The organism is Acinetobacter brisouioides (genome assembly GCF_004331075.1).
Classification (GTDB): Bacteria; Pseudomonadota; Gammaproteobacteria; order Pseudomonadales; family Moraxellaceae; genus Acinetobacter.
Genome location: NZ_SJNX01000007.1, coordinates 24,494 through 50,145, shown reverse-complemented (window position 1 = coordinate 50,145; position 25,652 = coordinate 24,494). Strand labels below are relative to the sequence as shown.

Sequence of the window (25,652 nt, the reverse complement as noted above, 5' to 3'; positions counted from 1 at the left end):
AGAGTTTTTACTCTAAAAATATTGTTCATCAATAATATGCAAAGGAGGCATCTCACATGCAAACCATGACCTCAAACTCTCCTGAGCTTATTGAGCAACAACTGATTCAAATTCTACAACAGCAAAAACAAGCCTATCAGCTTTATCCAATGCCATCGGCAAAAGATCGGATCGAACGTTTAAACCGACTCAAAGCAATTTTGGTTAAATATCAAGACCAATTTGCTGAAGCGATCAGTCAGGATTTTGGCAATCGCGCATTTGGTGAAACGCGTATTGGTGAAATTCTCACCTGCCTTGAACAGATTCGCTATTACCGTAAACATCTGACTGCATGGATGAAACCTGAAAAACGCCATATTAGCTGGCTACATCAACCTGCAAAAGGCTGGGTGCAATATCAACCACTTGGGGTTGTCGGAATTATTGCACCGTGGAATTACCCATTACTATTGTCGATTGGTCCATTGATCTGTGCGCTTGCTGCAGGCAATCATGCCATGATCAAAATTTCGAGTGCCTCAGCACATTTTGGAAAAATGCTCGACAAAGCCCTGTCAGAGGCTTTTCCTTGTGAGTTGGTATCTGTTGTTAATGGTGGCGGTGCGATTTCTGATGCGTTTAGTCATTTGCCTTTTGACAAAATAATTTTTACTGGCTCAACCAATGTGGGTAAAACCGTCATGCAGGCAGCCGCAAAAAATTTAGTCCCTGTAATTTTGGAATTGGGGGGTAAGTCGCCTGTTTTAGTGCATAACTCCATGCACATGAAAGATGTAGCGCTACGGGTTGCTGCAGGAAAATTGTGGAATGCAGGACAAACCTGTGTTGCACCTGACTATATTTTTCTGCCTAAAGGTAAAACTGCTGAATTTATAGAGCATTTTAAGATTGCGGTAGAACACATGTATCCCGATATTGCCAATAATCAGGATTACACTGCGATTATTAATGACAAGCAATATTTACGCTTGCACCGCTATTTGGAAGATGCACAGCTTTCAGGTGCGAAAGTGATTGAAATTAATCCAAAAAATGAGCTGCTCAGCACCCAGCGTAAAATTGCACCGACCCTAGTCACAGCCGTCACTACAGACATGCAACTCATGCAGCATGAAATCTTTGGGCCGATTCTGCCAATTATGGAATATGAAGATATTGAGCACGTCATCGACTTTATTAATCGCAGACCGCGTCCACTTGCGTTATACTACTTCGACTTTGATCAGGCTCGTGCCGATTATGTCGCTGAACGAACCCACTCAGGACACTTTGGTCAAAACATGGTTCTCAGCCATGTTGCACAAGATGATTTGCCTTTCGGCGGCATTGGTGCATCAGGTATGGGAAAATATCATGGACCAGAAGGCTTTTTCAATTTGTCACATGAACGCTCGATGATGTCAAACCCTAAACTTTATAGTTTAAAATTTGTGCTACCGCCGTTTAATAAACCTATTTACAAATTGATTTCCAAAGCTTTGCTGCGTTAAATGATCAAGGCATGAGCTATCGTTTCAAGTCATGTGGTGTTTTACACAAAATTGCTTGTCTTTTAATCGCATTTTTGGTATAAAACGCCCCTTGAATAAATTCAATCTGTTTGTTTTATGACTGGCCACAGGCTTGCTGTTGGCTAAATCATCAATGGAGTTCCACCATGTCTAAGGTTTGCCAAGTTACCGGCAAGCGTCCAGTCGTTGGTAACAACGTCTCACACGCAAACAACAAAACCAAGCGCCGGTTCGAGCCGAACCTGCACCACCACCGTTTTTGGTTAGAAAGCGAAAAACGTTTTGTACGTATTCGTTTATCTACTAAGGGTATGCGTATCATCGACAAATTGGGCATTGAAAAGGTTGTAGCTGATCTTCGTGCTCAAGGTCAAAAGATCTAAGGAGTCATCGTCATGCGTGACAAAATTCGCCTAGTTTCTTCAGCAGGTACAGGTTATTTCTATACGACTACGAAGAACAAACGTACTATGCCGGAAAAAATGGAAATCAAAAAATTTGATCCAAAAATCCGTCAACATGTTATTTTCAAAGAAGCTAAAATCAAATAATTTTAGTTTTCGAAAAAACGGCTCCTATTGGAGTCGTTTTTTTTGCCTTTTTTTTAAGGTTATGGTTAATATCTATAAAATAGGTTTTTTCACAATAATTTATACCTTCTTTATTTTTCTTTCTGAGCAAAATTGAAATCTGTTTCAATGCTGTACAGGAGCAAGCAAATAGGCGGGCGAAACAAACCTCTTCTTTCATTTATATATTTTTTATTTTTCTCACACTTTTGAGGAGTCAGTTGTGCCGCATAATGTTGACCTGATTGTTTTACTCGCTGTAGGTTTTGGTCTAGCGTTATTGTGTGGCTATATCTCTGCACGACTACGCCTCCCTCCACTCATCGGTTATTTAATCGCAGGGATTTTAATTAGCCCCAATACTCCAGGGATTGAAGCTGATTTAGGTCTTGCCAACCAACTGGCTGAACTAGGTGTCATGTTTTTGATGTTTGGCGTGGGTATGCATTTCTCGCTCAAGGACTTACTCCAAGTCAGACGAATTGCCTTACCAGGCGCCATCCTGCAAATTGCTGTTGCAACTTTACTCGGACTGGCTGTTGCTATGTTCTGGGGATGGTCTTTGGGTTCGGCATTGGTATTTGGTCTGAGTTTGTCATGCGCAAGTACCGTTGTCCTGCTGAAAGCGCTCGGTGATCGCGGATTACTCGAATCTGTGAATGGTAAAATCGCTGTCGGCTGGCTTTTGGTCGAAGATTTGGTCATGGTCTTGGTTCTGGTGATTTTACCCGCAACTGCTGTTTTGCTGGGAGGTAAAGCATTAGATCATGGTCATGCAGCATCAACCAGCATTTGGCTAACGCTTGGACTGACGCTACTCAAAGTCGCAGGCTTTATTGCCTTTATGCTGATTATTGGCAAACGCCTTGTCCCGATGATCATGCAGTTTGTCGTACGCTTAGGCTCTCGTGAATTATTTACCCTGACTGTCGTTGCCTGTGCCGTGTCGATTGCCTACGGTTCTTATGCCATTTTTGGAGTATCCATGGCTTTAGGCGCATTCTTTGCAGGAATGGTGGTCAAAGAGTCTGATTTTAGCCACCGCGCCGAAGAAGAAACTCTCCCCTTGCGTGAAGTTTTTTCTATTTTATTTTTTGTGTCCGTTGGCATGCTGTTTGACCCGCATATCATCGTCGAGCAGCCCTTACATATTTTGGCTGTTGTTGCGATTATCATGTTGGGTAAAACCATTGCAGCGATGGGACTTGTGCTGTTCTTTCGTTACCCAATCAATACTGCTCTGACTGTTGGGGCAAGTCTGGCACAAATTGGCGAATTTTCCTTTATTCTTGCAACGCTCGGTATTTCCTTAGGATTATTAACAACCTCAGCGCAAAACCTGATTTTGGCAGGCGCTTTGTTCTCGATTACCTTAAATTCATTTGTATTTTCAGCAATTGAACCAGCTCAACGCTGGATTCGAGCACGTTCGCATCTGGCTCGGTTACTGGAGCGCAGCAGTGACCCTCTTGCAATGTTGCCCGATGAAATGGATCAATCTTATTTGCGTGATCAAGTCGTAATTGTGGGCTATGGGGAAGTTGGACGGCGTATTACCAAAACATTAATGGAACAAAATATTAAAGTGGTAATTGCCGAAGAAAATCGTGAAATTGTAGAAAAACTGCGAGGAAAAGAGATTGCTGCGGTGAGTGGTGCTGCGACTGAGCCTAGCGTTCTCATCCAAGCACATATCATGCATGCACGTATGCTGATTATATCGCCCATGGATATTCTCGATATTCACCGTATTGTCGATATTGCCAAGCAGCTTAATCCACAAATTCAGGTTTTGGTTTGTGCTGAAAATAAAGAAGAAGCCGAAGTCATTCGGGCAGATGCGATTGGCGAAGTGTTTTATGCCAAAGAAGAAATGGCAATCAATATGAGCAAGCATATTTTGCATCAGATTGAATTGGCACATCAGCATTAGATGCTAAAATTCAATAACGTGATATAAAAAAACGTACAGTATTGACTGTACGTTTTTTTATATGGATTTGAAATTAACTGAATAGTTTCGGGGGTTCATCCATTACTTCAGCCTGCCATTGGTTAGCCTGTTTTTCAATCAGCCCCAAAAGTGCTGCCTGAATCATGTGCTGTGCAACCACAGCCGTGTTCTCACCAAGCAATGCACGAACTTCATCATTAAACTGAATCGTAACTAGAGGTGCATTTTCGGAGCCCGCATTACGTAGTGCCAACTCACCATTTTCTAGCTGTACAAGCTCAAGAACCGCGTCCTGATTACCAAATAACTCTTTCAATTGCTGTATAGACATACGACCTCCATACGCACCAAGAATGCAAAGATTTACACTAACTTATATCGGTGCAAAAATGCAAAATTCAAGGTGTTAAAATTCGACCATTTCATTACGAAAACCATCGATCAGGCGACTTAACTCCCGATGCCATTCACGCAGAATTTCAATGTCTGGCAACCATGACTGTGGCCCTTGAGTCACTTTGATAATTAAATTGGATGATGTTTCTTGTTCAGGTGCTGGCGCAGTGGGTTCAGGGGCGTACTGGCACATGCGATAAGCGTGTTTTAACTCTGCAATAAAACCATCTCGTGCTAATTGTTGCATCACAGTCACTTCAGGTGACACCTGCCCTTTTTCTGCCATGTGTTCTTCAATCGACTTTAAGGTTGGCTGCATATCACTCAAACGGTAATAACGTACCAGTTCCTGTAAAAATGCCAGAATTGCGCCATGTAAATGGAACACTGCAGCTTCACGATATGCCTGAACTTGCTGAACATGATCAGTCTGTTCTGCTTGCAAACATGCTAAACGCGCAAAATATAATTTTTGATTGGTACGATCGGCATGATAGCGAGCAACGCGTGACATAATGATTCCCTTTCAATAATCTCAAATAACCTGTTCATAGATTAGCGTCAGTACCGTACTTTGAATATAGTTTTTTCATGTTTTTATATAAAAAAGAAGGTTTAAACACCTTCCCTTTTAAACACTCATTTATTCCTCAGTAGCTTTAACGCGAATACCAACCCCTTTAAGCTTCAAGGTATTTAAACCTTTAATGGCTTTGATTGCATCTCGAGCATGTGGCATTTCTACAAAACCAAAGCCTTTGGATTTTCCTGTGGCTTGATCCAGTACAATCACGCAAGAATCGACCTGACCATAAGCCTGAAATAATTCAGACAGTTCAGCTTCAGTAATTGAGCGCTCTAAGTTACGAACTAAAATTTTCATGTATAAACCTTTTGATTGTGAATTTAAATGATGGTTTGGGTGTCTTTGACGCTTAGTCAAAATCCAGACCAAATGTAATACGGATAGGTGGCTTTTTCTGAGAGAACCCAGTCTGGGCTGTGGGTACACGCTTATGCGCCTCAACATTCACAAGCGATGAGGGCAAATCATTCAAGAAATAACTGCTAATTTTACGCCCAAGCTCATCGGTTTGATCGTATGCCCAATGATTTAAATCCTGCTTGGTTAAAATTAATTCATTTTTTGCGCGTGTTAATGCGACATACAATACACGTCGTTCTTCTTCAACAGCATCGAAATCGCCCTGAGCGCGTGCATGTGGATACTGATTGACGGTTAAATGTGGCACATAACATACCTGTTGCTCGGTGCCTTTTGCCGAATGCACCGTAATCAGGGTCACTACATCCTGATCACTCGCTCGTTCTACTTCTGAAACAGAAATTGGTTCAAGGACATATTCTTCAAGAAATTCGCCCAAAGCACCATGTTTTTGTGCCAGTTGCTTCACCAAATCAAAATCTTTGACACGACGTGCCCAGTCCTGATTTTGATAATTCTGTGCCAACTGTTCAGTCAAAGCATCTATTGCCAAACCAATGCATTGCTGTACTTCATGTTGCAATATGGAAAGCTGTTTTAAAATTAAAAGCGCCGCTTGTGACACTTTGCCATGTCGTTCTAAACGTGCGCATCGTGCCTCTAAACTCTCCAAAGCGATCAGCTCGCTCGTCAGTCGACTTGCACCAACATCGCCCACACCATTCCATAACGTTAAGAACCGCATCCATGCAATATCATCCTGTGGATTGGCAGCGACTCGCAGTAAGCTCAGCAAGTCTTTGACATGCGCGGCTTCCAGCAGTTTAGTTCCACCAATGAAACGATAAGGAATAGCCATTTTAATAAACGCACTTTCGAGATACCGCGCAGCATAGGAGGAGCGCACCAAAACCATGTGCCGATTCCATGCGGTATCTTGCTGATAGCGCTGTTTTAAATCTTGGGCAATCCAGTTGGCTTCTTCAAACTCATTCGGAAAAATATGTAAATGTGGTTTTTGCCCTGCGCCCCGATATGCACTCAACTGCTTGTTATATTCAATCGGGCTATTTTTTAACAACCAGTTAGATAAATCCAATATTTCCTGTGTAGAACGGTAATTCTGCTCCAAAGTCAGCACTTGAGCATCGGGAACCCGTGTTTTGAAATGATGAATATTTTCAAAGTCTGCCCCACGAAACCCATAAATCGACTGGGCATCATCACCGACACAAAACAGTTGCACTCGTCCGATCAAAGGTTCTAACAATGACCATTGCAAAGGATTGGTATCCTGCATTTCATCGACCAGCATCACCGAGCACAATCGGCTGACCCAATCCACCAGTGCTGGTGACTGCTGCAAATGCCCTGCCACAATCGCCAAAATATCATCATAATCGAGATAATTACGCGCCTGCTTGCGCTGTTCATACTGGCGCATTACCTCTGCAATTTCCGCTTGATAAGGCAATGCTTCTGGCAATTGTTGTACTAAAGCATCAGAAAGCTTGACCAAAGTATTTCGTGCAAATGAATACAGATCACATAATTGAGCTGCTTTGGGCAAAATATTATCGCGGCCTTTACCACGCAGTAACCGAAACATCATTAACTGATCATCTCGGTCAATAATACTAAACTGGGTCAATCCAAACGCTTGCGGATTACGCCGTAGCAGATACATGCAAAAAGTATGAAAAGTTGAGGCACGTAACCCTTGTGCGGTTGCACCCAAATACTGCTCGACTCGCGTGACAATTTCACTGGCTGCACGACGGGTAAAGGTCAAAATCTGAATTTGGTTGGCAGGTGTACCCTGTTCAATCAGATAAGCTGCTCGAGCAACAATGGTTTTGGTTTTGCCACAGCCTGCCCCTGCCAAAACTAGACAGTGTGCTGCGGTTGTGGTCGCAGCCTGTTTTTGTTGGGGATTTAACTCTGCAATCAGGGTATCAAGGCTCATGCAAACATCATAGGTTCAATCAGGTATTCACTATAGTTTAGCAAACTCGTCTCTGTTGCTGTGAGGAACTTGCACCAATCCACTAAATGACAGTAACCAAAGCCACAGTTCTTAGGCCTGAGATCCATGCACATTTTTATCCAATCAACCAAGCGATGAAATCGCAAAACAAACCGTTGATAAAAATCGACCTTACTGATTTTCGTAACTAAATAAATTACCAGAAGATCTTGGCATGTTGCAGCTGTTGTAAAGCTGAAGCGGATTCTAGTCGTAATTGTTCACGGTGGGCTGCCAACCAGCCTAAAGCAAACCAAGCTTTTGGATGGTGCTGCACTTGTTGTTTAAACAATGCTTCGGCAATCAGTACATCATTGTATTGCCCTAAAATATCCTGAACAGGGCTTAGGGCATTCAAATATTGCCGAACCTGTTTTTTATCATATAAAGAAGATATAAATTCAACACAATAACGCAAACGTTTCAATCGCTTACGCATACGATGCCACATCATATCGTTTAAATCCAAACAGCTTTCAGCATCTTTTAACAACTGTCGATGCATGTGTTTAATCTCTGCACCGACCAATTCGGTCAAGTTATCGTCAATGTGCTGTTGATGCTGCCTATCGAATGGAACTTGAATAAATTGAATCAACGCCAGCCATAATGTCGTATAAGAAGGATCTTTGGAAGTTTGCATTTCTTCCTGATGCGGTTGAATCTGAACGGGCAGCTTGACATAAGATGCACCTGCTGCACGCAACTTAGGCAACAGTTTTTCTTCCAAAGCATCACGATCACGAATGGCACCCAATTGATTAAACAGCGTCTTTAAAGTCAACTCCCAAGTCTGATCAATCTGTTTAGACCAATGACCAAAAACACGTAAGGCACTACGTAAGCGACGAATCCCCACACGTGCCTGGTGCACATGTTCAGCTTCATTTGTTTCAGTCATCATTTCGGCAACATTTGGCAAAATCTGCTGTAGGCAACTTGCAATCATTTCACGTAAGGCAATTTCGGCAGGTAATTTTTTTATAAGTACAGGATTACAAGCCTGTATAGCTGGCAAAGCTTTGAGTCTTCGTTGCAACTGATCACCACGCGCAGCCCTACAACGAATATCCAGCCATAATTCATAACGCTGCACCCAATCAGTCACCAATGAAAATAGTCGATTGACTGAACCCGTTTTAAGCTCAAACCTAAGTTCATAGATAGGAAGATAATCTTTTTCAGTACGGATTTCACCCACCTCGAGCGCAACTTCGATCTGGCTGTCTTGATCCTCAATATTGTGCAATGTACGAACAATATCCGTTTCAAATTGTAGGGTTAATGCCTGCGTTTCATCACCCAAAACTTCAAACAAAATCGCACCTGCTGGCGTCCCCCGATGCAATGAAACATCCACATGTGGAGCATCGGTTTCACCCAAATTCACTTGATGTTCTAGATAACCTAGATGCTTAGCATCTTCACAGATCAAAGTCTGCACCCAGTGATTGGCGTGTAAAACCAAGTGTAGTTGTACATTTGCAGCAGACAATTTACGCTCAGCGGTGTCGTAATATTGAGTTTGAACACGTATCGACTGGGCATTTTTATGATGAAATACCTGAGAGACGTCGACACGGTGAATCATGGGTACTTGAAACTTTAATTCGATTTCAACCATACCTATGCTCCTAACGAACACCAGAATTAAGAATCCGCGATCAAAATTTTTAAAGCCATAATCAATCTAAAAGTGAATCCACATATTGTCTATATAATAAGCAAAAAATACACTGCATACCGATGAAATGAATCGCTAGGCATCCATTTCAAAGCAAATGCAAAGATTTTCAGGATACTCTCGATATCTTGTAAAAATGTGGCTAAAGCTCATTCACAGTTTCACGAGCTTCATCACAAAGCGAGATTAGGGCAGTCTGTTTTTTTATTTTAAATTAATCTCAGATAATCAATCGACAATTAGGTGTCGGCAGAACTGGGAGGAATACGCTGAATCACTGCTGCCAAACTTAAATAATTGATTCCCTGAAACAACAAATCCAAAGCAAGGCATAGCCCCAAAAGCCAAAATGCAGCATTAGGGCTAAGTAAAATCAGAACCCCTGTCAATAAAGTGAGGCAACCTGAAAATAAAATCCAGCCCCAGCCTTGAAACGCGCGAAATAACAGTGCTTTAAAAACACGGAGCACGCCCGCCATAACCAAAATAATCCCAACAACCTGTGTTAAAAAAATGGCTGTTCCCCACGGATGACGAAATGCCAAAAAACCTGCAATAAAATATACTATGGCAAACAGCAACCACATCCAGCGCACACCGCAATCAAAAAACTTGAATGCTGCCAATACATGAAGCATCGCTGCCAACATCATCAATCCACCAAATAGTACGACCACCGTTAAAGTGGCAAAAGGCAGACTCAACAGCAAAACGCCCGCGAACAACACCAGTAACCAGCCAAACCACAAATACCATTTACGTTGCTGATGCAGCTGATGGCGAATCAAATCATTTCCGACTGTAAGCATAATTTTATTCTCTTATTTATTTTGTCCACCCTACTTCAATGGCGGTGGGTTTATTGAGTGTGACTTGAGTTAGGCTTTCAGGCATTTTGCTGGTGGTTGTTGAAAGTGCAATATATCCACCCATAATTTCAGCCTGATGTTGTGGATAGCGTGGCTGCTGCTCGGGATTGGCATAACCCACAGGATAAATCGGCTGCCCAGAGGCAAGCTCATATTTATCTGTTGCGCCAAATGCATGCAGCAACTCATGGGTCAACACAATATTATTCTGCGCTGCCTGTTGCCCCGATGCAAACAGATTCACCGTTGCAATTCTGCCTTTCTCCAAGGCAGTCGAATGTTTTAATGTCGTGGTTTGCTCTGGATCATAATAATTGAGATACAAGGTGACTGTCGGGCGACTATCTTGCGATGTATGCTGCTGCCATGCGTAATAACGAAATTTGAGGCTCCACAGCATCACTTGTAGCGCACTGGCATGTTCAGGAATTTTTGGCGGCAACTGCTTTAACTCACGCCCAAGCTGATAAATAAAATAGACTTTTTGCCCGTGATATAAAGTACTGGAATCTTGCAGAAATTGCTGGGAACTGGCAAATTCCTCCGTCGTTAAATGTTGAATATATTGCTCGGTTGTGGCTTGACCATCGGCATTGACAGGATGCAGCAACACCACAATCGGATGCTCCCAGTTTTGATTTTGATCACGCCAAGCGTTGACTGCTACAACAAGTAAAACCAACAATAAAAATGTGACACGAATTTTTTTCCACATATCTCAGATGACCTATTTATTATTTTTTCTATAAAAAATGCCAGCAAATTTGCCAGCATTCTTTGAATTCCTAGAGAATATTAAATCGAAACTTAGCCTTCAACCCACTGACTGTTCTGATAAACAAGACTCCATTTGGTTGGCTTGCCTTCTGGCGTTTCCGAACCAATATACTGTGCCTGATTTTTACGACTGAATTTCACAATCGTGGTATTACCTTCAGGGTCTGTATCTGGAGCTTTTAACAAATACTGATATTTTGGATCAAGCTGTTCAGCAACGGTACGCAACTCAGCAACTTTCGGCGCACGGGTTTCACGGACTTTTGGAAACTTGCTGGCGGCCAAGAAAAGACCTGCTGCACCGTCACGCAAGACAAAGAAATCATCGTGTTTGGCTGAACGTAAATGTTCCATCTTAATTGGGTCGACACGCGGTGGTGCAGGTTGACCATTTTTCAAGACCTTACGAGTATTTTCACAGCTGGTACAGGCAAAGTAAGGACCAAAACGTCCAGTCTTTAACTGCATGTCACCATCACATTTATCACATGGAATGGTCGGCCCATCATAGCCCTTGATTTTGAACTCGCCTTCTTCAAGTTCATAACCACCACAGTCGGGATTATTACCGCAGACATGCAGTTTGCGCCCGCCGTCAATCACATAACTGTCCATGGCGGTGCCACATTTTGGACAGCGACGTTTAGACATCAGGTCAGCAGTTTCTGCACCATCGTCATCAGACAAGATGGCTAAAGATTCAACTGGCGTTAAATTCAGTGTACCTTTACAGCGCTCTTTCGGCGGTAAGTTGTAGCCCGAGCAGCCCAAGAACACACCTGTTGTTCCTGTACGAATCTGCATTGGGCGGCTACATTCAGGACAATGTACATCTGCAACTTCCACAGGCTGATTGCGACGCATACCCTGTTCGCCCTGTGCCACATTCAAACGCTTTTTAAAGTCACCATAGAATGTATCGAGCAACTCTTTCCAGCCACGTTCGCCTATCGCAACTTTGTCAAGCTGACCTTCCAAATCTGCCGTAAAGGCATAGTTCATCAGGTTATTAAAACTTTCATCCAGACGGTCGGTGACAATTTCACCCATTTTTTCAGCAAATAAGCGACGATTTTCCAGTTTGACGTAACCACGTTCCTGAATGGTGGAAATAATTGCTGCATACGTCGAAGGTCGACCAATACCGCGTTTTTCCAGTTCTTTTACCAAAGAAGCTTCGGTAAAGCGTGCAGGTGGTTTAGTAAAATGCTGGCTCGGATCAAGCTTGAGCAGTTGCAGCACATCACCCACTTTGACCGCAGGCAACAAGACGTCATCATCAGATTTATTGGCACCACGAACTTTAGTAAAGCCATCAAAGACCAAAGTTCGACCTTTGGCTTTGAGTTCAATATCAACTGCCTGAACCAGCAATGTCGAAGACAGGTATTCGGCTGGCGTCATCTGACATGCGACAAACTGGCGCCAGATCAAGTCATATAAACGCTGTGCATCACGTTCTACACCAACCAGTTGATCACCTGCCAAAGCCACATTGGATGGTCGAATGGCTTCATGCGCTTCTTGTGCCCCCGCTTTATTGCCATAACGGTTTGGCTGTGCAGGCAAATATTTAGCGCCATACTGACTAGCAATATGTTCACGTACCATATTGACTGCATCATTACTCAAGAATGTCGAGTCAGTACGCATATAGGTAATAAAACCTGCCTCATACAAACGCTGTGCCAGCATCATGGTTTTCTTTACAGAAAAACCTAAACGCGTACTGGCTGCCTGTTGCAAGGTCGAGGTGATATACGGCGCACTTGGATTTACCTTAGTCGGTTTATCTTCGCGCTGTGCCACTTGGTACTGTGCGCCTTGCAAGGTTGCAAGCAACTGATCAGTATCGGCTTTATTTTTTAATTTGAGGGTTTTTCCTGCCTGTTTGACAGCTTCTAAACGAATCTCGTCTTTTTTAGACTGGGTATCTGCAAAAACCTGCCAGTATTCTTCAGGAATAAATGCCCGAATTTCACGCTCACGCTCCACCACCAGTTTCACAGCCACCGACTGGACGCGTCCTGCCGATAACCCTCGGGCAATTTTTTCCCACAGCAGTGGTGAAATCATAAAGCCGACTACACGGTCAAGGAACCGGCGGGCTTGCTGTGCATTGACACGGTCAATGTCTAGGCGGGTTGGGTGCTTAAACGCTTCTTGAATGGCATTTTTGGTAATTTCGTTAAATACCACACGACGATAACGCGAATCATCACCACCAATCACTTCACGTAAATGCCATGCAATCGCTTCCCCTTCACGGTCCAAGTCCGTTGCGAGATAGATTTCATCCACTTGTGAAGCCAGTTTTTTCAGTTCAGCAACCACATGTTCTTTGCCTGGCAATACTTCATAATGCGCAGACCAACCATGTTCAGGGTCAACGCCCATACGGTTAATCAGAGATTGCTGGGCTTTTTGCTGTTTTTCTGCATCGGTCAGCTTGGTACGGGTTGTGGTTTTTTTCTCACCTGTTTTGGCTGAACCGCCTGTCGGTAGGTCACGGACATGCCCTACCGAAGACTTGACGATATATTCATTCCCCAAATACTTGTTAATGGTTTTCGCTTTGGCTGGCGACTCCACAATCACCAGTGCACGCTTATTGGTCGCACTCGCGGATTGTTCTGTAGTCGTTTTAGCGCTAGACCGAGGAGCATTCGCCATAATGGTATTCGTTTCCTATTTCTAAAATTTTAAAGTTCAGCCAAAGCTGTAAGGTAAGCTTTCATTGCTTCCAGTTGGGTCGCATGTAAGTCTGCATGTTCATCCCAATATGCACCAATACAGTTCGCCTGCATATCAATAGCATAAATCCCCTTTAATGCAATGGGATAATCTTTAAATTTGTCATCACCATAGACCAGTTCGAACTTGTCGTCCTGAATTCGGGCACGCATTAAGGGCAATTTTGCTTCAGGCAGTAGCACACTGTAATACGCCACCATACTGGCGCGGTTTTCAGTAGCTTTGGGTATTTTTGTCCATTCTGGTGCAGCAATTAAGCGTGGATGCAATCCAATCTTGCGCGCTTTATCACGCATCATGCCAAGTGCTTTTTCACGCGGGTTGACTCTTAACCCCAAGACCGAACCCAATACAAACAGCACAATAATAATGGTAATCCAAAGACCCATACCTGACGTTCTTCATTTATTCATCTTGTATTAGAGTTACATAAGCTGAATAGAAAAGGCAAGTTTTCCTGATCAAGTGCGGGTCAGCTTGGGTATGTTTGCAGCCATATTTACAGTTTTTGCAGGTTAAAACCAGTTTACCCCCGACCGAGTTGTAGCATTTTATTGCTATGGAGGCATATTTGTATTCAATAAAACTAGGCTTTCAAGGCTCAATTCATGCTCTTCTCAATAGCATCCATCGCTTTTTTGTGCTCAGATCCAAGTCATTATTAAAGACATTCTGTTCATCAAAAATAAATGCGTGCTTTTTTCCACGTCATGCTGTTTCAATCTACGCCATCGAGCTTTAGTAATGGGGCGGTTTATTGGTTAAAGGATCAAACGGCGCAATCCCTTCTGACAAATCTGCCGCTTCGACTCGCTGATACAAAAACTGCATTTGTTTTTGCAAATCCGCAATTTCCAAGCTTTGTCGAGCCAGTTGTTCATTCAATTGTTCAACTAATTCATCTAAAAATGCAATTCGGACTTGCAAATCTTCAATGGGTGCGGAAAATGACGCTTGATCATCGTATGGTGGTTTAGTCATTTAACACTCCTCAATTTGAGATTTTAGGAAACTCTATGGCCTATATTACTTTAAGGGATGTCCAACTTGCATTTGGTGGACCAGCCCTTCTCGACGGCGCGAACTTTACTTTGGAACGTGGCGAACGAGTGTGTTTGATTGGGCGCAACGGTGAGGGTAAGTCTACTTTACTTAAACTGATTGAGGGAAGCTTATTGCCCGATCATGGTGAAGTTTTGGTGCAAAATGGCTTAACCATTTCCATGCTTGCGCAAGATGTCCCAATGGATTCGGGTAAAGTTGCCGATATCGTTGCCGATGGTGCAGGTGAAGCTGCTGAAGTTTTAAAACAATATCATGCCGCAAGCGATGCCTGTGTGCTGGGTGATATGGCTGCCTGTGAACGCATGGGCGACCTACAACACAAACTGGATCAGCTTGATGGCTGGACTTTAGAAAACAAGGTCAACACCATTTTGGGCAAAATGGGCTTAGACCCCAATGCTGATCTGGCAGATTTATCGGGTGGTCGTAAGCGTCGTGTCTTGTTAGCGCGTGCCCTGTTGACCCAACCTGATGTGCTATTGCTGGATGAACCGACCAACCATTTGGATGTGGAAAGCATTGAATGGTTAGAAAAATTCTTACTCGAACAAAATAACTTAACATTGCTGTTTATTTCGCATGACCGTTCTTTTGTAGATCGTCTCGCGACACGTATCGTGGAACTGGATCGTGGGACACTGCGTAGTTTTGAAGGTAACTATTCGCGTTACATTGAACTCAAAGCCCAACAGCTTGAAGCTGAAGAAAAGCAAAATGCCCTGTTTGACAAAAAACTGGCTGAAGAAGAAGCCTGGATTCGTCAAGGCATTAAAGCGCGTCGTACCCGTAACGAAGGTCGTGTGCGTGCATTAAAATCGCTACGCGAAGAATCCAAAGCGCGTCGTTTCCAACAAGGTAAAGTCAACATGGGCGTTCAAGAAGCACAACGCTCAGGCAAACTGGTGTTCGATATTGAACATTTGGGTGTGCAATATGGTGATCAACCACTGATTAAGGACTTCTCTGCACTTGTGATGCGCGGCGACCGTATTGGTCTTGTCGGTGATAACGGTGTCGGTAAAACCACACTGATCAAAGCCATTTTGGGTGATATTGAACATACAGGTACTGTAAAAACAGGTACACAGCTTGAAGTCGCTTACTTCGACCAGTTGCGTAATCAGCTTGAACTTGAAAAATCAGTGGCTGCCAACGTATCGGAAGGTTCTGACTTTGTCGATGTGAATGGTCAACGCCGTCATATTTACAGTTATTTGCAGGATTTCCTGTTCTCACCTGAACGTGCCCGTACCCCAGTCAAAGCCTTGTCGGGTGGTGAGCGTAACCGTATCTTACTCGCAAAATTACTGCTCAAACCGTCCAACCTGATCGTCATGGACGAACCGACCAATGACCTCGACATGGTGACTTTAGAGCTGCTTGAAGATATGCTGGCGGAGTACAAAGGTACGTTACTGCTAATTAGCCATGACCGTGCCTTTATGGACAACGTGGTGACCTCAACTTGGGTATTCGATGGCAAAGGTGGTATTGCCGAATATATCGGTGGTTATCAGGATTATCTGTTACAACGCCCTGATGATAGAGTAGTCGATCAAAAAGCCGATGTGAAAAAAGCGCAAGCTAAAGCGGAAGCTGAAAAATTGGCAGCTCAAGCCGCACCGAAAAAGATCAAACTGAGCTACAAAGATCAGCGAGAACTTGAGCAATTGCCTGCAGAGATTGAAAGTCTAGAAACCGAACAAGGTGAACTCTCTGCACAACTTGCCGATGGTTCATTGTTCTTAAAAGATGCCGATGCAGCAACTCAAGCCAGTCAACGCCTCGCAGAAATTGATGAGCTTCTATTAGAAAAATTAGAGCGCTGGGACGAACTGGAAAATATGGCAAAAGGAAATTAATACCTCAAGCCTTATGAATAAAAATTAACCACGCTACGGCGTGGTTAATTTTTAATTCGAAATAAGATCAAATTCAGTTATTGCTTGAAACTAGACAACTAGCGAAATTTCTGATGATTAATTTTTCTCATATTATCAATCGTAGGAATTGCCTGCTCATGTGCCTGTTGCAAATTTCCAGCTTTAACCAAAGCCAAGGTTTGGCTCAGCTCCTTATCCAAACCATCCAAGGCTTTACGATACCCTTGAACCTCTGGGCTATTGTCAGGCTGACCAATCAATTTCATCGGTATGGACTGCTTTGCATCCAATACCGCCTTCTGCATAGTAGTTAATGCAGTCAGTGCCTGCTGGGTATTTTGCGTCTCTTGAAATAGCTCGTAATTATTTTCCAGTGTTTCCATATCCTGCCCCAAATCTGCGGCAAAAACTGATTGCACCACAAGACTCAAAGTCACAACACCCATCATCTGCCCTATTCTTTTCACAGCATATCTCCTTACTCGTTACTTTATTTGATCTTAGCGCTGCTTAACCAGCCATGCCATGATCTCCATCAATCCCTATTTTTACAGAATAAGCTTATCTGTTTTTTAAATTCGGATTAAAAATTCGCTGGGTTGAAGCAGGATATTTGCCCAGCTTATTGCTTGGGCGAATCGGACGTTTTACCAGTTCACCGCCACAGTTTGGGCAGATAAAATTCAAAATCGACTGACTACAATCTAAACAAAATGTACATTCAAAAGAGCAAATCAAAACATCTTGAGAATCCACGTCTAAATCAGCATCGCAACATTCACAGTTAGGGCGAAGCTCTAGCATGATTATTTTCCCTTAGAATTAGAGTAAGCGCAAATCGCTCTGCTGCTGGGCATGAGTTAAACTTTCTTGCTGATAAATCTGGTAATTTTCCTGATCAAAGCACACAAAAATGACCTCAGTCACCTGAGTTGAGGTTTTCAAAAAATCTATCACCGTGGCTAAGGCAATATTGACCGCACGTGCTTTGGGAAAGCCATATACGCCTGTTGAAATATTGGGGAAAGCCACGCTATGCAGTTGTTTGGACTCGGCCAGCTCCAAACTATGACGATAGGCATTTGCAAGAAACTGATCTTCATCATACATGCCATTTTCCCAGATCGGCCCAACCGCATGAATCACATATTGTGCAGGTAACAATCCTGCATGAGTGATCACTGCTTCACCAACGGCACAGCCTCCCTGCCGAGCACGAATCTGCTGACATTCCTTTAAAATTTCAGCGCCGCCTTTATGATGAATAGCACCATCGACTCCACCACCACCCAGCAGTGAAGTATTGGCAGCATTTACAATCGCATCCACAGCAAGCTCGGTAATATCGCCTTGTATAATTCGGATTGTTTTCATTGCACCCTCCGCTTTTGTGTATTGATCAGATTTTAGCTCAAATCTTGAATCACACTCGCTATAATGACACCCATCACTATAGATGAATCCTCATCGCCATGCTCAGTTTTAGCCAAGTTATTACATTTGCGCTGGTGTCCTTACTGATGGTACTGACTCCAGGCCCGAACATGATTTACCTGATTTCACGCTCGATTTCACAAGGTCGGCTGGCAGGGCTGATTTCACTGGCAGGTGTGGCATTGGGTTTCGTGTTTTATATGCTGTGTGCCGCGTTTGGGATTACATCGTTTGTGGTTGCTATTCCTTATGCTTACGACGCCATTCGGATTTTGGGTGCAGTTTATCTGCTGTATTTGGCTTATAAAACCATTCGCTCACAAACCACGATATTGGTCGTCAAATCATTAAACTACGATCAACCTAGCAAATTATTTCTAATGGGTTTTCTGACCAATCTGTTCAATCCCAAAATTGCCATTATGTATTTATCGTTATTGCCCCAATTTTTTCACCCTGAAAATGGGCATATTTTGGCACAGTCGATTTCATTAGGTTTGATTCAAATTGTGATTAGCCTGTCAGTGAATGCCATGATTGTGTTTTCAGCAGCGCATATTGCCCTATTTCTCCAGCAGCGTGCATCTTGGGCACAGTTACAAAAATGGCTGATGGGAACGGTATTGTCTGCACTTGCCCTACGCATTTTATTGGAACAACGCCAATAATCATGGCGCGGTTAGACTGATTGTAATAACTGTTGAATTTCGAAAATCAGTTCATGCTAAACTGCATGCAGTTTTTATTCAGTTTTTATCGCCATATGAGTAAACAGCAAGATTATATCCCAGGTCAATTTCAATGGTCTTTTCTGCTACCCAAATATTGGGGCGTGTGGATCACCATTGTCTTTCTTATGCTTCTTGCCATATTACCGTGGGCAGTTCAGCGTCGTCTGGCACATGTACTTGCCAATCTGGCATGGAAGTATCTCAAGTCCCGCCGCAAAACCACCATTCGCAACCTAGAAGTGTGTTTTCCAGAATGGTCACGCGACGACGTTGAGATACATGCCAAGCAAGTTTTTGTCGACATGATGCTCGGGACATTTGAAACCTTGAATGCATGGTATAAGCCACAATGGTTTAAAGATCGTGTCACCATTGAAGGTCTGGAACATATTACTCATGCCCAGCAACAAGGTCAGGGCGTACTCCTACTCGGTACACACAGCACCTTACTTGATGCAGGTGGCTATGTATGCGCACAATACTTTGAACCTGATGTCGTCTATCGTCCACAAAACAACCCGTTACTGGACATGCTGATTTACCGTTGTCGTGCCACAATTTATAAACACCAAATCGACCATGATGATATGCGCGGTCTGATTCGTCATCTTAAAAATGGACGTGCCATCTGGTACAGCCCCGATCAAGATTTCGGTTTAAAACAAGGCGTCATGGCGCCTTTTTTTGGTATTCCTGCAGCAACCGTTACAGCGCATAGACGTTTATTAAAAATTTCCAAAGCTGCGGCAATTCCACTGTATTTTTATCGTTATGGTGATGAAGCTGATCCTCGTTATCATATTTTGATTGAACCTCCTGTTGACAATTTACCCTCAGAAGATGAAGTCGATGATGCAACCCGTGTCAATAAAATTATTGAAAATCAGCTTCGTATCGCACCGACACAGTATATGTGGTTTCATCGCCGCTTTAAAACTCGCCCTGAAGGCTACGACAAAATTTATTAAAATCAGGAATTCAGCATGAAAGTGATGCAGCTTCTTCCAGAACTGAACAGTGGTGGTGTAGAACGCGGGACATTAGAAATTGCACGGGCACTGGTACAGCAAGGACACAAATCGTTGGTGGTTTCCAACGGTGGGCGATTGGTGCCTGAACTTGAAGCTGAAGGTTCAACTCATATTCAACTGCCCATTCATAAAAAAGCCTTGTCGAGCCTGTGGCAAATTCGCCCACTGAGAAAAATCATTGAGCAGCATCAGCCTGATATTGTGCATGTACGCTCGCGTGTGCCTGCATGGCTGACCCATTTTGCGTTAAGAGGCATTCCTGCATCTCGCCGCCCGCATTTGGTGAGTACAGTGCATGGCTTTTATTCAGTCAATCGCTACAGTGCTGTTATGACGCATGCTGAAAAAGTGATTGCGGTATCTGACAGTGTCGTTGAGTACATTCGGCAGAATTACCCAGAGTGCCCACCGCACGATATTGTGCGGATTTACCGTGGTATTGATCCCAAAGCCTTTCCACATGGCTATCAACCCACTGCGCAATGGCTAAATCAGGTTTATAACGACTACCCTCAACTAGAAAACAAGTTTCTGCTGTGCTTACCTGGACGCATTACTCGTCTGAAAGGTCATGAAACCTTGATTCAATTGATGACCCAATTAAAGCAGCAATATCCACAAATTCATGCTTTGGTTGTTGGCGGTGCTGATACAAAGAAACAAGCCTATTTGGATGAATTGCAAAGTAACGTGCAACAGCAAGGTTTAACCGAACATATTACCTTTGTGGGGCATCGCTCTGATATTCGTGAATGGCTGGCATTGAGTGATGTGGTCTTGTCATTATCCAATCAGGCAGAAACGTTCGGACGTACAGCACTTGAAGCATTGTCTGTCGGTACACCCGTGATTGGCTGGAACCGTGGTGGAGTCGCAGAGATTCTGTCGCAGGTCTATCCTCAAGGACTCATTGAGGTCGATGATCAGGCAAGTTTGCTCCGTAGCATTCAACAACATATTGAACAACCTGTTACCGTTGCACCTGTGACGCAGTTTAGTTTGCAGGATATGTGTCAAAACACGCTTGCCTTGTATCAGCAATTGCTACAACGCCAATAAATCAAAAACCCGAGCCAGATTGCGACCTAGCTCGGGTTAATTGAGGTTGTGTTTCCAGATTTTATTATTGTTGTTTTAGTTATCCCTTTCCATGTTGCCATCATGCCATTGATGTTATCCAACCAGCACATCTTCCTTACGGGATGCTCCATTCCCATGCTTCCTTGTGCCGATAAACCTAGAATAAAATGAAATCCAAAAACTGCATAGCAGCTATCTGCTGTACAGTTTGTACGCCTATGCTTACATTAATCCAAGCAAGTGTTATACTTTCTCAAGTTAGAGCAATATTTATTTGATCAAAAATCGCACTACAATTGTGACGGTTTTTTTATCTCTTGCTCCACGCAAATTTGAGGCAAAATTCGCTCAACTATTCATCAATTTTTTTTGCTCAAAAACTCAACATCTGAGCAAAAACAACACCTTGAAAAACACCTGTTAAATTTGAGCTATGTTTTTAATTTTTATGATATAAGTAGCTGAAACCATCTTTATTAGTTTTGTATGTATCATAAACAAGTTATTTCACTCAAAAATCTGCCTGTTTGACTTATGTAGCGCTTGCAGTTGGGGAGACTTTTGATACACTCAAAACCCTTTTATTTTTTATGACAATACCGAGGCACAATGACATGAAAGTAGGTCTGGTCGGTTGGCGTGGGATGGTTGGTTCTGTCCTTATGCAACGTATGGTTGAAGAGAATGACTTTGCACATTTTGAGCCATTCTATTTTTCTACCAGTAATGCAGGTGGTGAAGCGCCTGCTTTTGGTGGTAAGACTGCCCCAGCACTTATGGATGCGTCAGATATTAAGAGTCTGAAGCAAATGGATGTCATTATTACCTGTCAAGGTGGCGACTACACTTCTGCAATTTTTCCACAACTCAAAGCTGAAGGCTGGAATGGTTACTGGATTGATGCTGCATCGACATTGCGTATGGATGACCAAGCCATTATTGTGCTTGATCCCGTCAACCTGAACGTCATCAAAGATGGCTTAGTCAAAGGCACGAAAACTTTCGTGGGCGGCAACTGTACCGTTTCTCTCATGCTCATGGGCTTAGGTGGTCTATTCCAAAACAACTTGGTGGAATGGGCAACTTCAATGACTTATCAGGCAGCATCTGGTGCTGGCGCGCAAAACATGCGTGAACTGATCACAGGTATGGGTTATTTGTATAACAATACCAAAGACTTGTTGGATGATCCTAAATCTGCGATTTTAGACATTGACTCTAAAATTGCCGAATTACAACGTGGTGAAGGCTTCCCTTCTGCAAACTTTGGCGTGCCTTTAGCAGGTTCACTCATTCCTTATATCGACAAGCAACTGGAAAGTGGTCAGTCTAAGGAAGAATGGAAAGGCCAAGTTGAAACCAACAAAATCTTGGGTAACCAGCAAATCGTACCTATCGACGGACACTGTGTGCGTATTGGTGCAATGCGTTGCCACTCTCAAGCATTGACTTTAAAATTGAAAAAAGATGCACCGCTAAATGAAATTGAGGACATGATTCGCCAATCTAACCAGTGGGCAAAAGTCATCCCAAATACTCGCGAAGCATCTATGACGGATCTGACACCTGTTGCTGTTACTGGCACATTAAGTGTTCCTGTAGGTCGTCTACGTAAACTCAATATGGGTAAAGAATACCTTGGCGCGTTTACGGTCGGTGACCAATTACTTTGGGGTGCAGCAGAACCGTTACGCCGTATGCTTCGTATCTTGATTGACTATAAAAATGCATAATTTTGAGCGTTAATCTGCAAAGCCGATCTGAAAAGATCGGCTTTTTAACATCTTAAAAATTTACAATTTATTTACATACAGCTACATTATATGTAAAACAATCAACAGTTCCATTTTGTGGATGAAAATGACTGCATATAACAAACTCGCTTCAGCACTGATTTTATGTTTTGCTGCCCAAAGTAGCTATGCATTAACTTTTAACGCTGCCCAAATTGAATCAACTCAAGGGCAATTGTTATATGTCGAAATCCCTTATGCAAATGCCAGCAATAATGCTGCAATTAAAGCAGGTTTAGCCGACTCTGATGACCTGATCCGTATGGACGCCAGCCAGCAGGACTTGAGTGGGTTAAATTTCTTTGTACGCCGCACGGGAGCAACTAGTGGCGTGATTGTCATTACTTCATCTCAACCCATAACCAATAAAAATATTAATCTGATTGTCAAAGTCCAAGATGCAGATGGAGCACATTTACAACAGATTCAAAAAAATCTAGGTGGAAATAATTCTGCTAAAGCACTTATTGCCAAAGCGAGCCCCATCAAAGCCTCAACTCAAGAACAAGTTCTGGTTCCAAAACAGATTGTCAGTGAAAAAGATATTGCACTCAACTTACCTGAAAGCAGACACTATACGACAACAGTTGCGCCAGCAAATCATCCACCAACACCGACTAATCTTTTAGCAATCAGTGTTGCTGCACCGCCAAAGCTAACAACGGCAATACCAAACAACCAAACTAGCATAACAACAAAACCTACAACAACGACTGCTGCTCCAGTCAAACCAGCAATAACTCCTGCCGCACCTGCCAAACCTGCAACAACAACGACCACTGCATCTGCGAAGCCTGTAACAACGACTGCAGCAATGGGATCTTCAACTCAGCCCACCCAAAAGTATAGTCAACCACAATCTACGCCAACAACAGCTCAAACATCGGCAGAGACCAAGAAACAAACACCTGCTGTACACCGAACTCCCGCAAAACCTGCTCCTGTCGCTACAGCGAAAGAAACAGCGAAGAACAGTAACTATGTGGTGCAGCGTCAGGATTCCTTATGGAGTATTGCAGCACGAATTTCCGAGCAAACCCATCGGCCTATTGGCGAAGTGATGAAACATATTAAAGCACTGAACGAACATGCCTTTGTCGGTGGAAATATCAATCGTTTAAGAACAGGAACCAACCTCAACCTAAGCAATGCTCCTCTCCCTACTCATACGGCAAACACTACCAAAACAACAAAGCCAGCATCTGCAGGGAAATATGCGACGAAATACCGCCTAGACCAAGCAGAAATGAGACTGGTAACCGCAAATACAGATACATCTTCGAGTAAAATGGGAGGTAATAGTCATAATGCTCAGAAAACTGCGCCTGAATTATCATTAAAAGTTATGACAATTCGCAAAAAAACCGTTACATTACAAAAAAATGTAGTTCAATTGGATTTGGCTCTGCAACAAAAAGACCATCAAATTCAATTATTAAATACTCGACTTGCGCAATTACAGCAACAGTTGCAACAGCAACAAAAAGCCAACAAGCCAAGTCATTAATGAGAACTGTTTTTAGCCTGAATACATTGTTGCGAATGCAAGGATAAAAAAATGTTGCTATACATCATTCCATTTGTTCTATTACTCGTTGTAGCCATTGTGCTCAAAAAACGAGGCTCGGGGCAACAAGACACTGATTCTAGTCGATCAAAAAGAAAAGTTGAGTCGAAGAAGAAAGCAAAAGCACGTTCTGGTACAGTAGCGACTGAGGTAACTGACACTCAGAACACAATTTCAGCTGAAGCAAAGCCTAAAGAACTCGACCCTGATTTACGTCGTCAAATTGAAAACCTGATCCGTGAGAAAAATTTCAATACGGCTGAAGCAATCATTAATCAGGCTCTCAACGCAGATCATGAGCAACACAGTTTATATTTATTATTGTTGCAGATTCATATTGAGCAAAATGATCAGTTCTCTATCAAACAATTAATGGCACATCTTCGTGCATTGAATTTATATGACATTATTGCTGAGGCAGAAAATCGTTTAACAGAAAAAAAAGAGCCCGTAAAGCCTGATACCATCCAGCACACCCCGATTCAGCTTCCAGATGAAGTCCCTGCTACTGCTGTGCCTGAACCTGCAAAACCAGTAGCTTCTCAAGCCAAAGCCGTTGATTTTGATTTATTTAAAAATGATTTAAACGATGAAGTACACAGCAAACCTGACTCAGCACATAGTGATTTGTCTTTTGAAAAATTAGAAGAAGAATTACAAAGTGCACCTACAATTGCTCAGGAAACGGCACCCGCTTCAAAAGTAGAAGAACACAAGCCCCTTGAATTTAACCTTGAAGGCTTTAGCAAGACTGAAATTGATGAACCAGAACCAGCAGCCAAGCATGTTCACTTATCTGTTGAACCACGTGCAATAGAAAGCAAAGGTCCCGAACATTTTACCAAGAAAGTTGATTTTGGTAAAAAAGAGGATGTCATTCCTGGAGTTGCTAAAACAGAACATCATGATGCAGTCTTCCAGCATCAGCATGAAACAACCCATAAAACTCAAATTGAACATGTACATGTAGAAGAAGTACAAGAAGCACCTGTTCTCGAGTTTAAATTTGATCTTGCTAAGCCTGCTGTTTCCCAAGAAAAACAGCCAGAACCAGAAGCTGAGCCAATTCAACAGGCTGATATCGCATTTAACTTTGAAACGGTCAATACTGAAGTTCAAGCTGAACCACAGCCTGTAGTAGAAACACCGGAACTGGTGTTTAACTTTGACAAGCCAGATGCTCAGCCAGAAATTGAACATGAGCCAATAATAGCTCTTGCTCCTACAGTTGAAATTGCAGCAGAACCTCTTTCTATCACCAGTTTTGACAGCCTGCCAAACGCAATAGAATCATCAACTGTTGAACCTGTAAAAGACTCTGTTCCAGAAACAGCAAAAGTACCTGTGGATTATGTTGTTCAACAATTCCCAGAACTAGCCGCACTCAGTGAGACCAAGCTTAACTTATCACTTGCCGAACAGTATATTCGTTTAGGTGCATTTAGCTCAGCACGGGCTTTATTAGAAGATCCACAAGTGCAATATCATGCTGATGAATTAGATCGCGCTAAATATTTATTAAATCAAATAGCATCTTAAAGCAGTTCGTTCTACCATAAGCAGTCGAATTCGGCTGCTT

General features: G+C 42.9%; 25 protein-coding genes. 11 read left to right on the top strand and 14 right to left on the bottom strand.

Annotation, left to right across the window (positions count from 1 at the left end; genetic code table 11):
• Positions 1–56: 56 nt before the first annotated feature.
• The 3 genes from E0H77_RS10345 (at position 57) to rpmG (ending at position 2,065) form a co-directional block, all read left to right on the top strand.
• The gene (locus E0H77_RS10345) at positions 57–1,493 is read left to right on the top strand and encodes a coniferyl aldehyde dehydrogenase (RefSeq protein ID WP_131377805.1); all 1,437 of its coding nucleotides are present in this window, start codon (positions 57–59) and stop codon (positions 1,491–1,493) included.
• A gap of 167 nt (positions 1,494–1,660) precedes the next feature.
• The gene (gene rpmB / locus E0H77_RS10340; RefSeq protein ID WP_004754274.1) at positions 1,661–1,897 is read left to right on the top strand and encodes a 50S ribosomal protein L28; all 237 of its coding nucleotides are present in this window, start codon (positions 1,661–1,663) and stop codon (positions 1,895–1,897) included.
• Between the two features lie 12 nt (positions 1,898–1,909).
• Positions 1,910–2,065: a 50S ribosomal protein L33 gene (gene rpmG / locus E0H77_RS10335; protein ID WP_001205031.1), complete on the top strand. Its 156-nt coding sequence runs from the start codon at positions 1,910–1,912 to the stop codon at positions 2,063–2,065.
• Here rpmG and E0H77_RS10330 read toward each other — a convergent pair.
• The gene (locus tag E0H77_RS10330) at positions 2,058–2,264 is read right to left on the bottom strand and encodes a hypothetical protein (RefSeq protein ID WP_131377803.1); all 207 of its coding nucleotides are present in this window, start codon (positions 2,262–2,264) and stop codon (positions 2,058–2,060) included. The genes rpmG and E0H77_RS10330 overlap by 8 nt on opposite strands.
• A gap of 42 nt (positions 2,265–2,306) precedes the next feature.
• Between E0H77_RS10330 and E0H77_RS10325 the strand changes: the two genes are divergently transcribed.
• A complete protein-coding gene (locus E0H77_RS10325) occupies positions 2,307–4,016 on the top strand; it encodes a cation:proton antiporter (protein ID WP_131377801.1) in 1,710 nt (569 codons plus the stop codon).
• A gap of 73 nt (positions 4,017–4,089) precedes the next feature.
• Here the strand turns inward: E0H77_RS10325 and E0H77_RS10320 are convergent, their stop codons facing one another.
• From E0H77_RS10320 to E0H77_RS10275, 10 genes are all read right to left on the bottom strand, one after another.
• The gene (locus tag E0H77_RS10320; protein ID WP_131377799.1) at positions 4,090–4,368 is read right to left on the bottom strand and encodes a hypothetical protein; all 279 of its coding nucleotides are present in this window, start codon (positions 4,366–4,368) and stop codon (positions 4,090–4,092) included.
• Between the two features lie 75 nt (positions 4,369–4,443).
• The gene (locus E0H77_RS10315) at positions 4,444–4,947 is read right to left on the bottom strand and encodes a DUF6586 family protein (protein ID WP_116726773.1); all 504 of its coding nucleotides are present in this window, start codon (positions 4,945–4,947) and stop codon (positions 4,444–4,446) included.
• A 129-nt stretch (positions 4,948–5,076) separates the two neighbouring features.
• Positions 5,077–5,316 carry an RNA recognition motif domain-containing protein gene (locus tag E0H77_RS10310; RefSeq protein ID WP_131312663.1) on the bottom strand — a complete coding sequence of 80 codons (240 nt, stop codon included), beginning with the start codon at positions 5,314–5,316 and terminating at the stop codon, positions 5,077–5,079.
• 52 nt (positions 5,317–5,368) lie between these two features.
• Positions 5,369–7,345, bottom strand: coding sequence for an ATP-dependent helicase (locus E0H77_RS10305; protein WP_131377797.1), 1,977 nt, complete (start codon positions 7,343–7,345; stop codon positions 5,369–5,371).
• A 217-nt stretch (positions 7,346–7,562) separates the two neighbouring features.
• On the bottom strand, positions 7,563–9,029 hold the full coding sequence (locus tag E0H77_RS10300; protein ID WP_131377795.1) for a CYTH and CHAD domain-containing protein: 1,467 nt from the start codon (positions 9,027–9,029) through the stop codon (positions 7,563–7,565).
• A gap of 299 nt (positions 9,030–9,328) precedes the next feature.
• Complete coding sequence (locus tag E0H77_RS10295; protein ID WP_131377793.1) at positions 9,329–9,898, bottom strand: HdeD family acid-resistance protein; 570 nt, start codon at positions 9,896–9,898, stop codon at positions 9,329–9,331.
• 16 nt (positions 9,899–9,914) lie between these two features.
• Positions 9,915–10,673, bottom strand: coding sequence for a hypothetical protein (locus E0H77_RS10290; protein WP_131377791.1), 759 nt, complete (start codon positions 10,671–10,673; stop codon positions 9,915–9,917).
• Between the two features lie 92 nt (positions 10,674–10,765).
• A complete protein-coding gene (topA, locus tag E0H77_RS10285) occupies positions 10,766–13,408 on the bottom strand; it encodes a type I DNA topoisomerase (protein ID WP_131377789.1) in 2,643 nt (880 codons plus the stop codon).
• A 29-nt stretch (positions 13,409–13,437) separates the two neighbouring features.
• A complete protein-coding gene (locus E0H77_RS10280; RefSeq protein WP_131312678.1) occupies positions 13,438–13,878 on the bottom strand; it encodes an ammonium transporter in 441 nt (146 codons plus the stop codon).
• Positions 13,879–14,227: 349 nt separating this feature from the next.
• Positions 14,228–14,470: a SlyX family protein gene (locus tag E0H77_RS10275; protein WP_131312680.1), complete on the bottom strand. Its 243-nt coding sequence runs from the start codon at positions 14,468–14,470 to the stop codon at positions 14,228–14,230.
• A 35-nt stretch (positions 14,471–14,505) separates the two neighbouring features.
• Between E0H77_RS10275 and E0H77_RS10270 the strand changes: the two genes are divergently transcribed.
• The gene (locus tag E0H77_RS10270) at positions 14,506–16,416 is read left to right on the top strand and encodes an ATP-binding cassette domain-containing protein (RefSeq protein WP_131377787.1); all 1,911 of its coding nucleotides are present in this window, start codon (positions 14,506–14,508) and stop codon (positions 16,414–16,416) included.
• Between the two features lie 98 nt (positions 16,417–16,514).
• Here E0H77_RS10270 and E0H77_RS10265 read toward each other — a convergent pair whose 3' ends face one another.
• The 3 genes from E0H77_RS10265 to E0H77_RS10255 form a co-directional block, all read right to left on the bottom strand.
• The gene (locus E0H77_RS10265) at positions 16,515–16,904 is read right to left on the bottom strand and encodes a cytochrome b562 (protein WP_131377785.1); all 390 of its coding nucleotides are present in this window, start codon (positions 16,902–16,904) and stop codon (positions 16,515–16,517) included.
• Positions 16,905–16,998: 94 nt separating this feature from the next.
• The gene (locus E0H77_RS10260) at positions 16,999–17,241 is read right to left on the bottom strand and encodes a DUF1272 domain-containing protein (RefSeq protein ID WP_131377783.1); all 243 of its coding nucleotides are present in this window, start codon (positions 17,239–17,241) and stop codon (positions 16,999–17,001) included.
• 18 nt (positions 17,242–17,259) lie between these two features.
• The gene (locus tag E0H77_RS10255; protein ID WP_131377781.1) at positions 17,260–17,811 is read right to left on the bottom strand and encodes an O-acetyl-ADP-ribose deacetylase; all 552 of its coding nucleotides are present in this window, start codon (positions 17,809–17,811) and stop codon (positions 17,260–17,262) included.
• 98 nt (positions 17,812–17,909) lie between these two features.
• Here E0H77_RS10255 and E0H77_RS10250 point away from each other — a divergent pair, with 98 nt between their 5' ends.
• The 6 genes from E0H77_RS10250 to E0H77_RS10225 all read left to right on the top strand — a co-directional run bounded on the left by E0H77_RS10250 (position 17,910) and on the right by E0H77_RS10225 (position 25,612).
• Positions 17,910–18,539: a LysE family translocator gene (locus tag E0H77_RS10250; protein ID WP_131377779.1), complete on the top strand. Its 630-nt coding sequence runs from the start codon at positions 17,910–17,912 to the stop codon at positions 18,537–18,539.
• Positions 18,540–18,634: 95 nt separating this feature from the next.
• Positions 18,635–19,570, top strand: coding sequence for an LpxL/LpxP family acyltransferase (locus E0H77_RS10245; protein WP_131378006.1), 936 nt, complete (start codon positions 18,635–18,637; stop codon positions 19,568–19,570).
• A 15-nt stretch (positions 19,571–19,585) separates the two neighbouring features.
• The gene (locus E0H77_RS10240) at positions 19,586–20,692 is read left to right on the top strand and encodes a glycosyltransferase family 4 protein (RefSeq protein WP_131377777.1); all 1,107 of its coding nucleotides are present in this window, start codon (positions 19,586–19,588) and stop codon (positions 20,690–20,692) included.
• A 635-nt stretch (positions 20,693–21,327) separates the two neighbouring features.
• A complete protein-coding gene (gene asd / locus E0H77_RS10235; RefSeq protein WP_131312696.1) occupies positions 21,328–22,446 on the top strand; it encodes an aspartate-semialdehyde dehydrogenase in 1,119 nt (372 codons plus the stop codon).
• A 127-nt stretch (positions 22,447–22,573) separates the two neighbouring features.
• Positions 22,574–24,013 (top strand): type IV pilus assembly protein FimV, encoded by a 1,440-nt coding sequence (locus E0H77_RS10230; RefSeq protein ID WP_131377775.1) that lies wholly within the window; start codon positions 22,574–22,576, stop codon positions 24,011–24,013.
• A 51-nt stretch (positions 24,014–24,064) separates the two neighbouring features.
• Entirely contained in the window at positions 24,065–25,612 is a 1,548-nt protein-coding gene (locus tag E0H77_RS10225; protein ID WP_131377773.1) for a hypothetical protein, read from the top strand.
• The last annotated feature ends 40 nt before the right edge of the window (positions 25,613–25,652 follow it).

Coding starts and splice junctions, on each gene's coding strand:
- E0H77_RS10345 (WP_131377805.1), top strand. CDS start 57: ATGCAAACCATGACCTCAAACTCTCCTGAGCTTATTGAGCAACAACTG.
- rpmB (WP_004754274.1), top strand. CDS start 1,661: ATGTCTAAGGTTTGCCAAGTTACCGGCAAGCGTCCAGTCGTTGGTAAC.
- rpmG (WP_001205031.1), top strand. CDS start 1,910: ATGCGTGACAAAATTCGCCTAGTTTCTTCAGCAGGTACAGGTTATTTC.
- E0H77_RS10330 (WP_131377803.1), bottom strand. CDS start 2,264: ATGAAAGAAGAGGTTTGTTTCGCCCGCCTATTTGCTTGCTCCTGTACA.
- E0H77_RS10320 (WP_131377799.1), bottom strand. CDS start 4,368: ATGTCTATACAGCAATTGAAAGAGTTATTTGGTAATCAGGACGCGGTT.
- E0H77_RS10315 (WP_116726773.1), bottom strand. CDS start 4,947: ATGTCACGCGTTGCTCGCTATCATGCCGATCGTACCAATCAAAAATTA.
- E0H77_RS10310 (WP_131312663.1), bottom strand. CDS start 5,316: ATGAAAATTTTAGTTCGTAACTTAGAGCGCTCAATTACTGAAGCTGAA.
- E0H77_RS10305 (WP_131377797.1), bottom strand. CDS start 7,345: ATGAGCCTTGATACCCTGATTGCAGAGTTAAATCCCCAACAAAAACAG.
- E0H77_RS10300 (WP_131377795.1), bottom strand. CDS start 9,029: ATGGTTGAAATCGAATTAAAGTTTCAAGTACCCATGATTCACCGTGTC.
- E0H77_RS10295 (WP_131377793.1), bottom strand. CDS start 9,898: ATGCTTACAGTCGGAAATGATTTGATTCGCCATCAGCTGCATCAGCAA.
- E0H77_RS10290 (WP_131377791.1), bottom strand. CDS start 10,673: ATGTGGAAAAAAATTCGTGTCACATTTTTATTGTTGGTTTTACTTGTT.
- topA (WP_131377789.1), bottom strand. CDS start 13,408: ATGGCGAATGCTCCTCGGTCTAGCGCTAAAACGACTACAGAACAATCC.
- E0H77_RS10280 (WP_131312678.1), bottom strand. CDS start 13,878: ATGGGTCTTTGGATTACCATTATTATTGTGCTGTTTGTATTGGGTTCG.
- E0H77_RS10275 (WP_131312680.1), bottom strand. CDS start 14,470: ATGACTAAACCACCATACGATGATCAAGCGTCATTTTCCGCACCCATT.
- E0H77_RS10270 (WP_131377787.1), top strand. CDS start 14,506: ATGGCCTATATTACTTTAAGGGATGTCCAACTTGCATTTGGTGGACCA.
- E0H77_RS10260 (WP_131377783.1), bottom strand. CDS start 17,241: ATGCTAGAGCTTCGCCCTAACTGTGAATGTTGCGATGCTGATTTAGAC.
- E0H77_RS10255 (WP_131377781.1), bottom strand. CDS start 17,811: ATGAAAACAATCCGAATTATACAAGGCGATATTACCGAGCTTGCTGTG.
- E0H77_RS10250 (WP_131377779.1), top strand. CDS start 17,910: ATGCTCAGTTTTAGCCAAGTTATTACATTTGCGCTGGTGTCCTTACTG.
- E0H77_RS10245 (WP_131378006.1), top strand. CDS start 18,635: ATGAGTAAACAGCAAGATTATATCCCAGGTCAATTTCAATGGTCTTTT.
- E0H77_RS10240 (WP_131377777.1), top strand. CDS start 19,586: ATGAAAGTGATGCAGCTTCTTCCAGAACTGAACAGTGGTGGTGTAGAA.
- asd (WP_131312696.1), top strand. CDS start 21,328: ATGAAAGTAGGTCTGGTCGGTTGGCGTGGGATGGTTGGTTCTGTCCTT.
- E0H77_RS10230 (WP_131377775.1), top strand. CDS start 22,574: ATGACTGCATATAACAAACTCGCTTCAGCACTGATTTTATGTTTTGCT.
- E0H77_RS10225 (WP_131377773.1), top strand. CDS start 24,065: ATGTTGCTATACATCATTCCATTTGTTCTATTACTCGTTGTAGCCATT.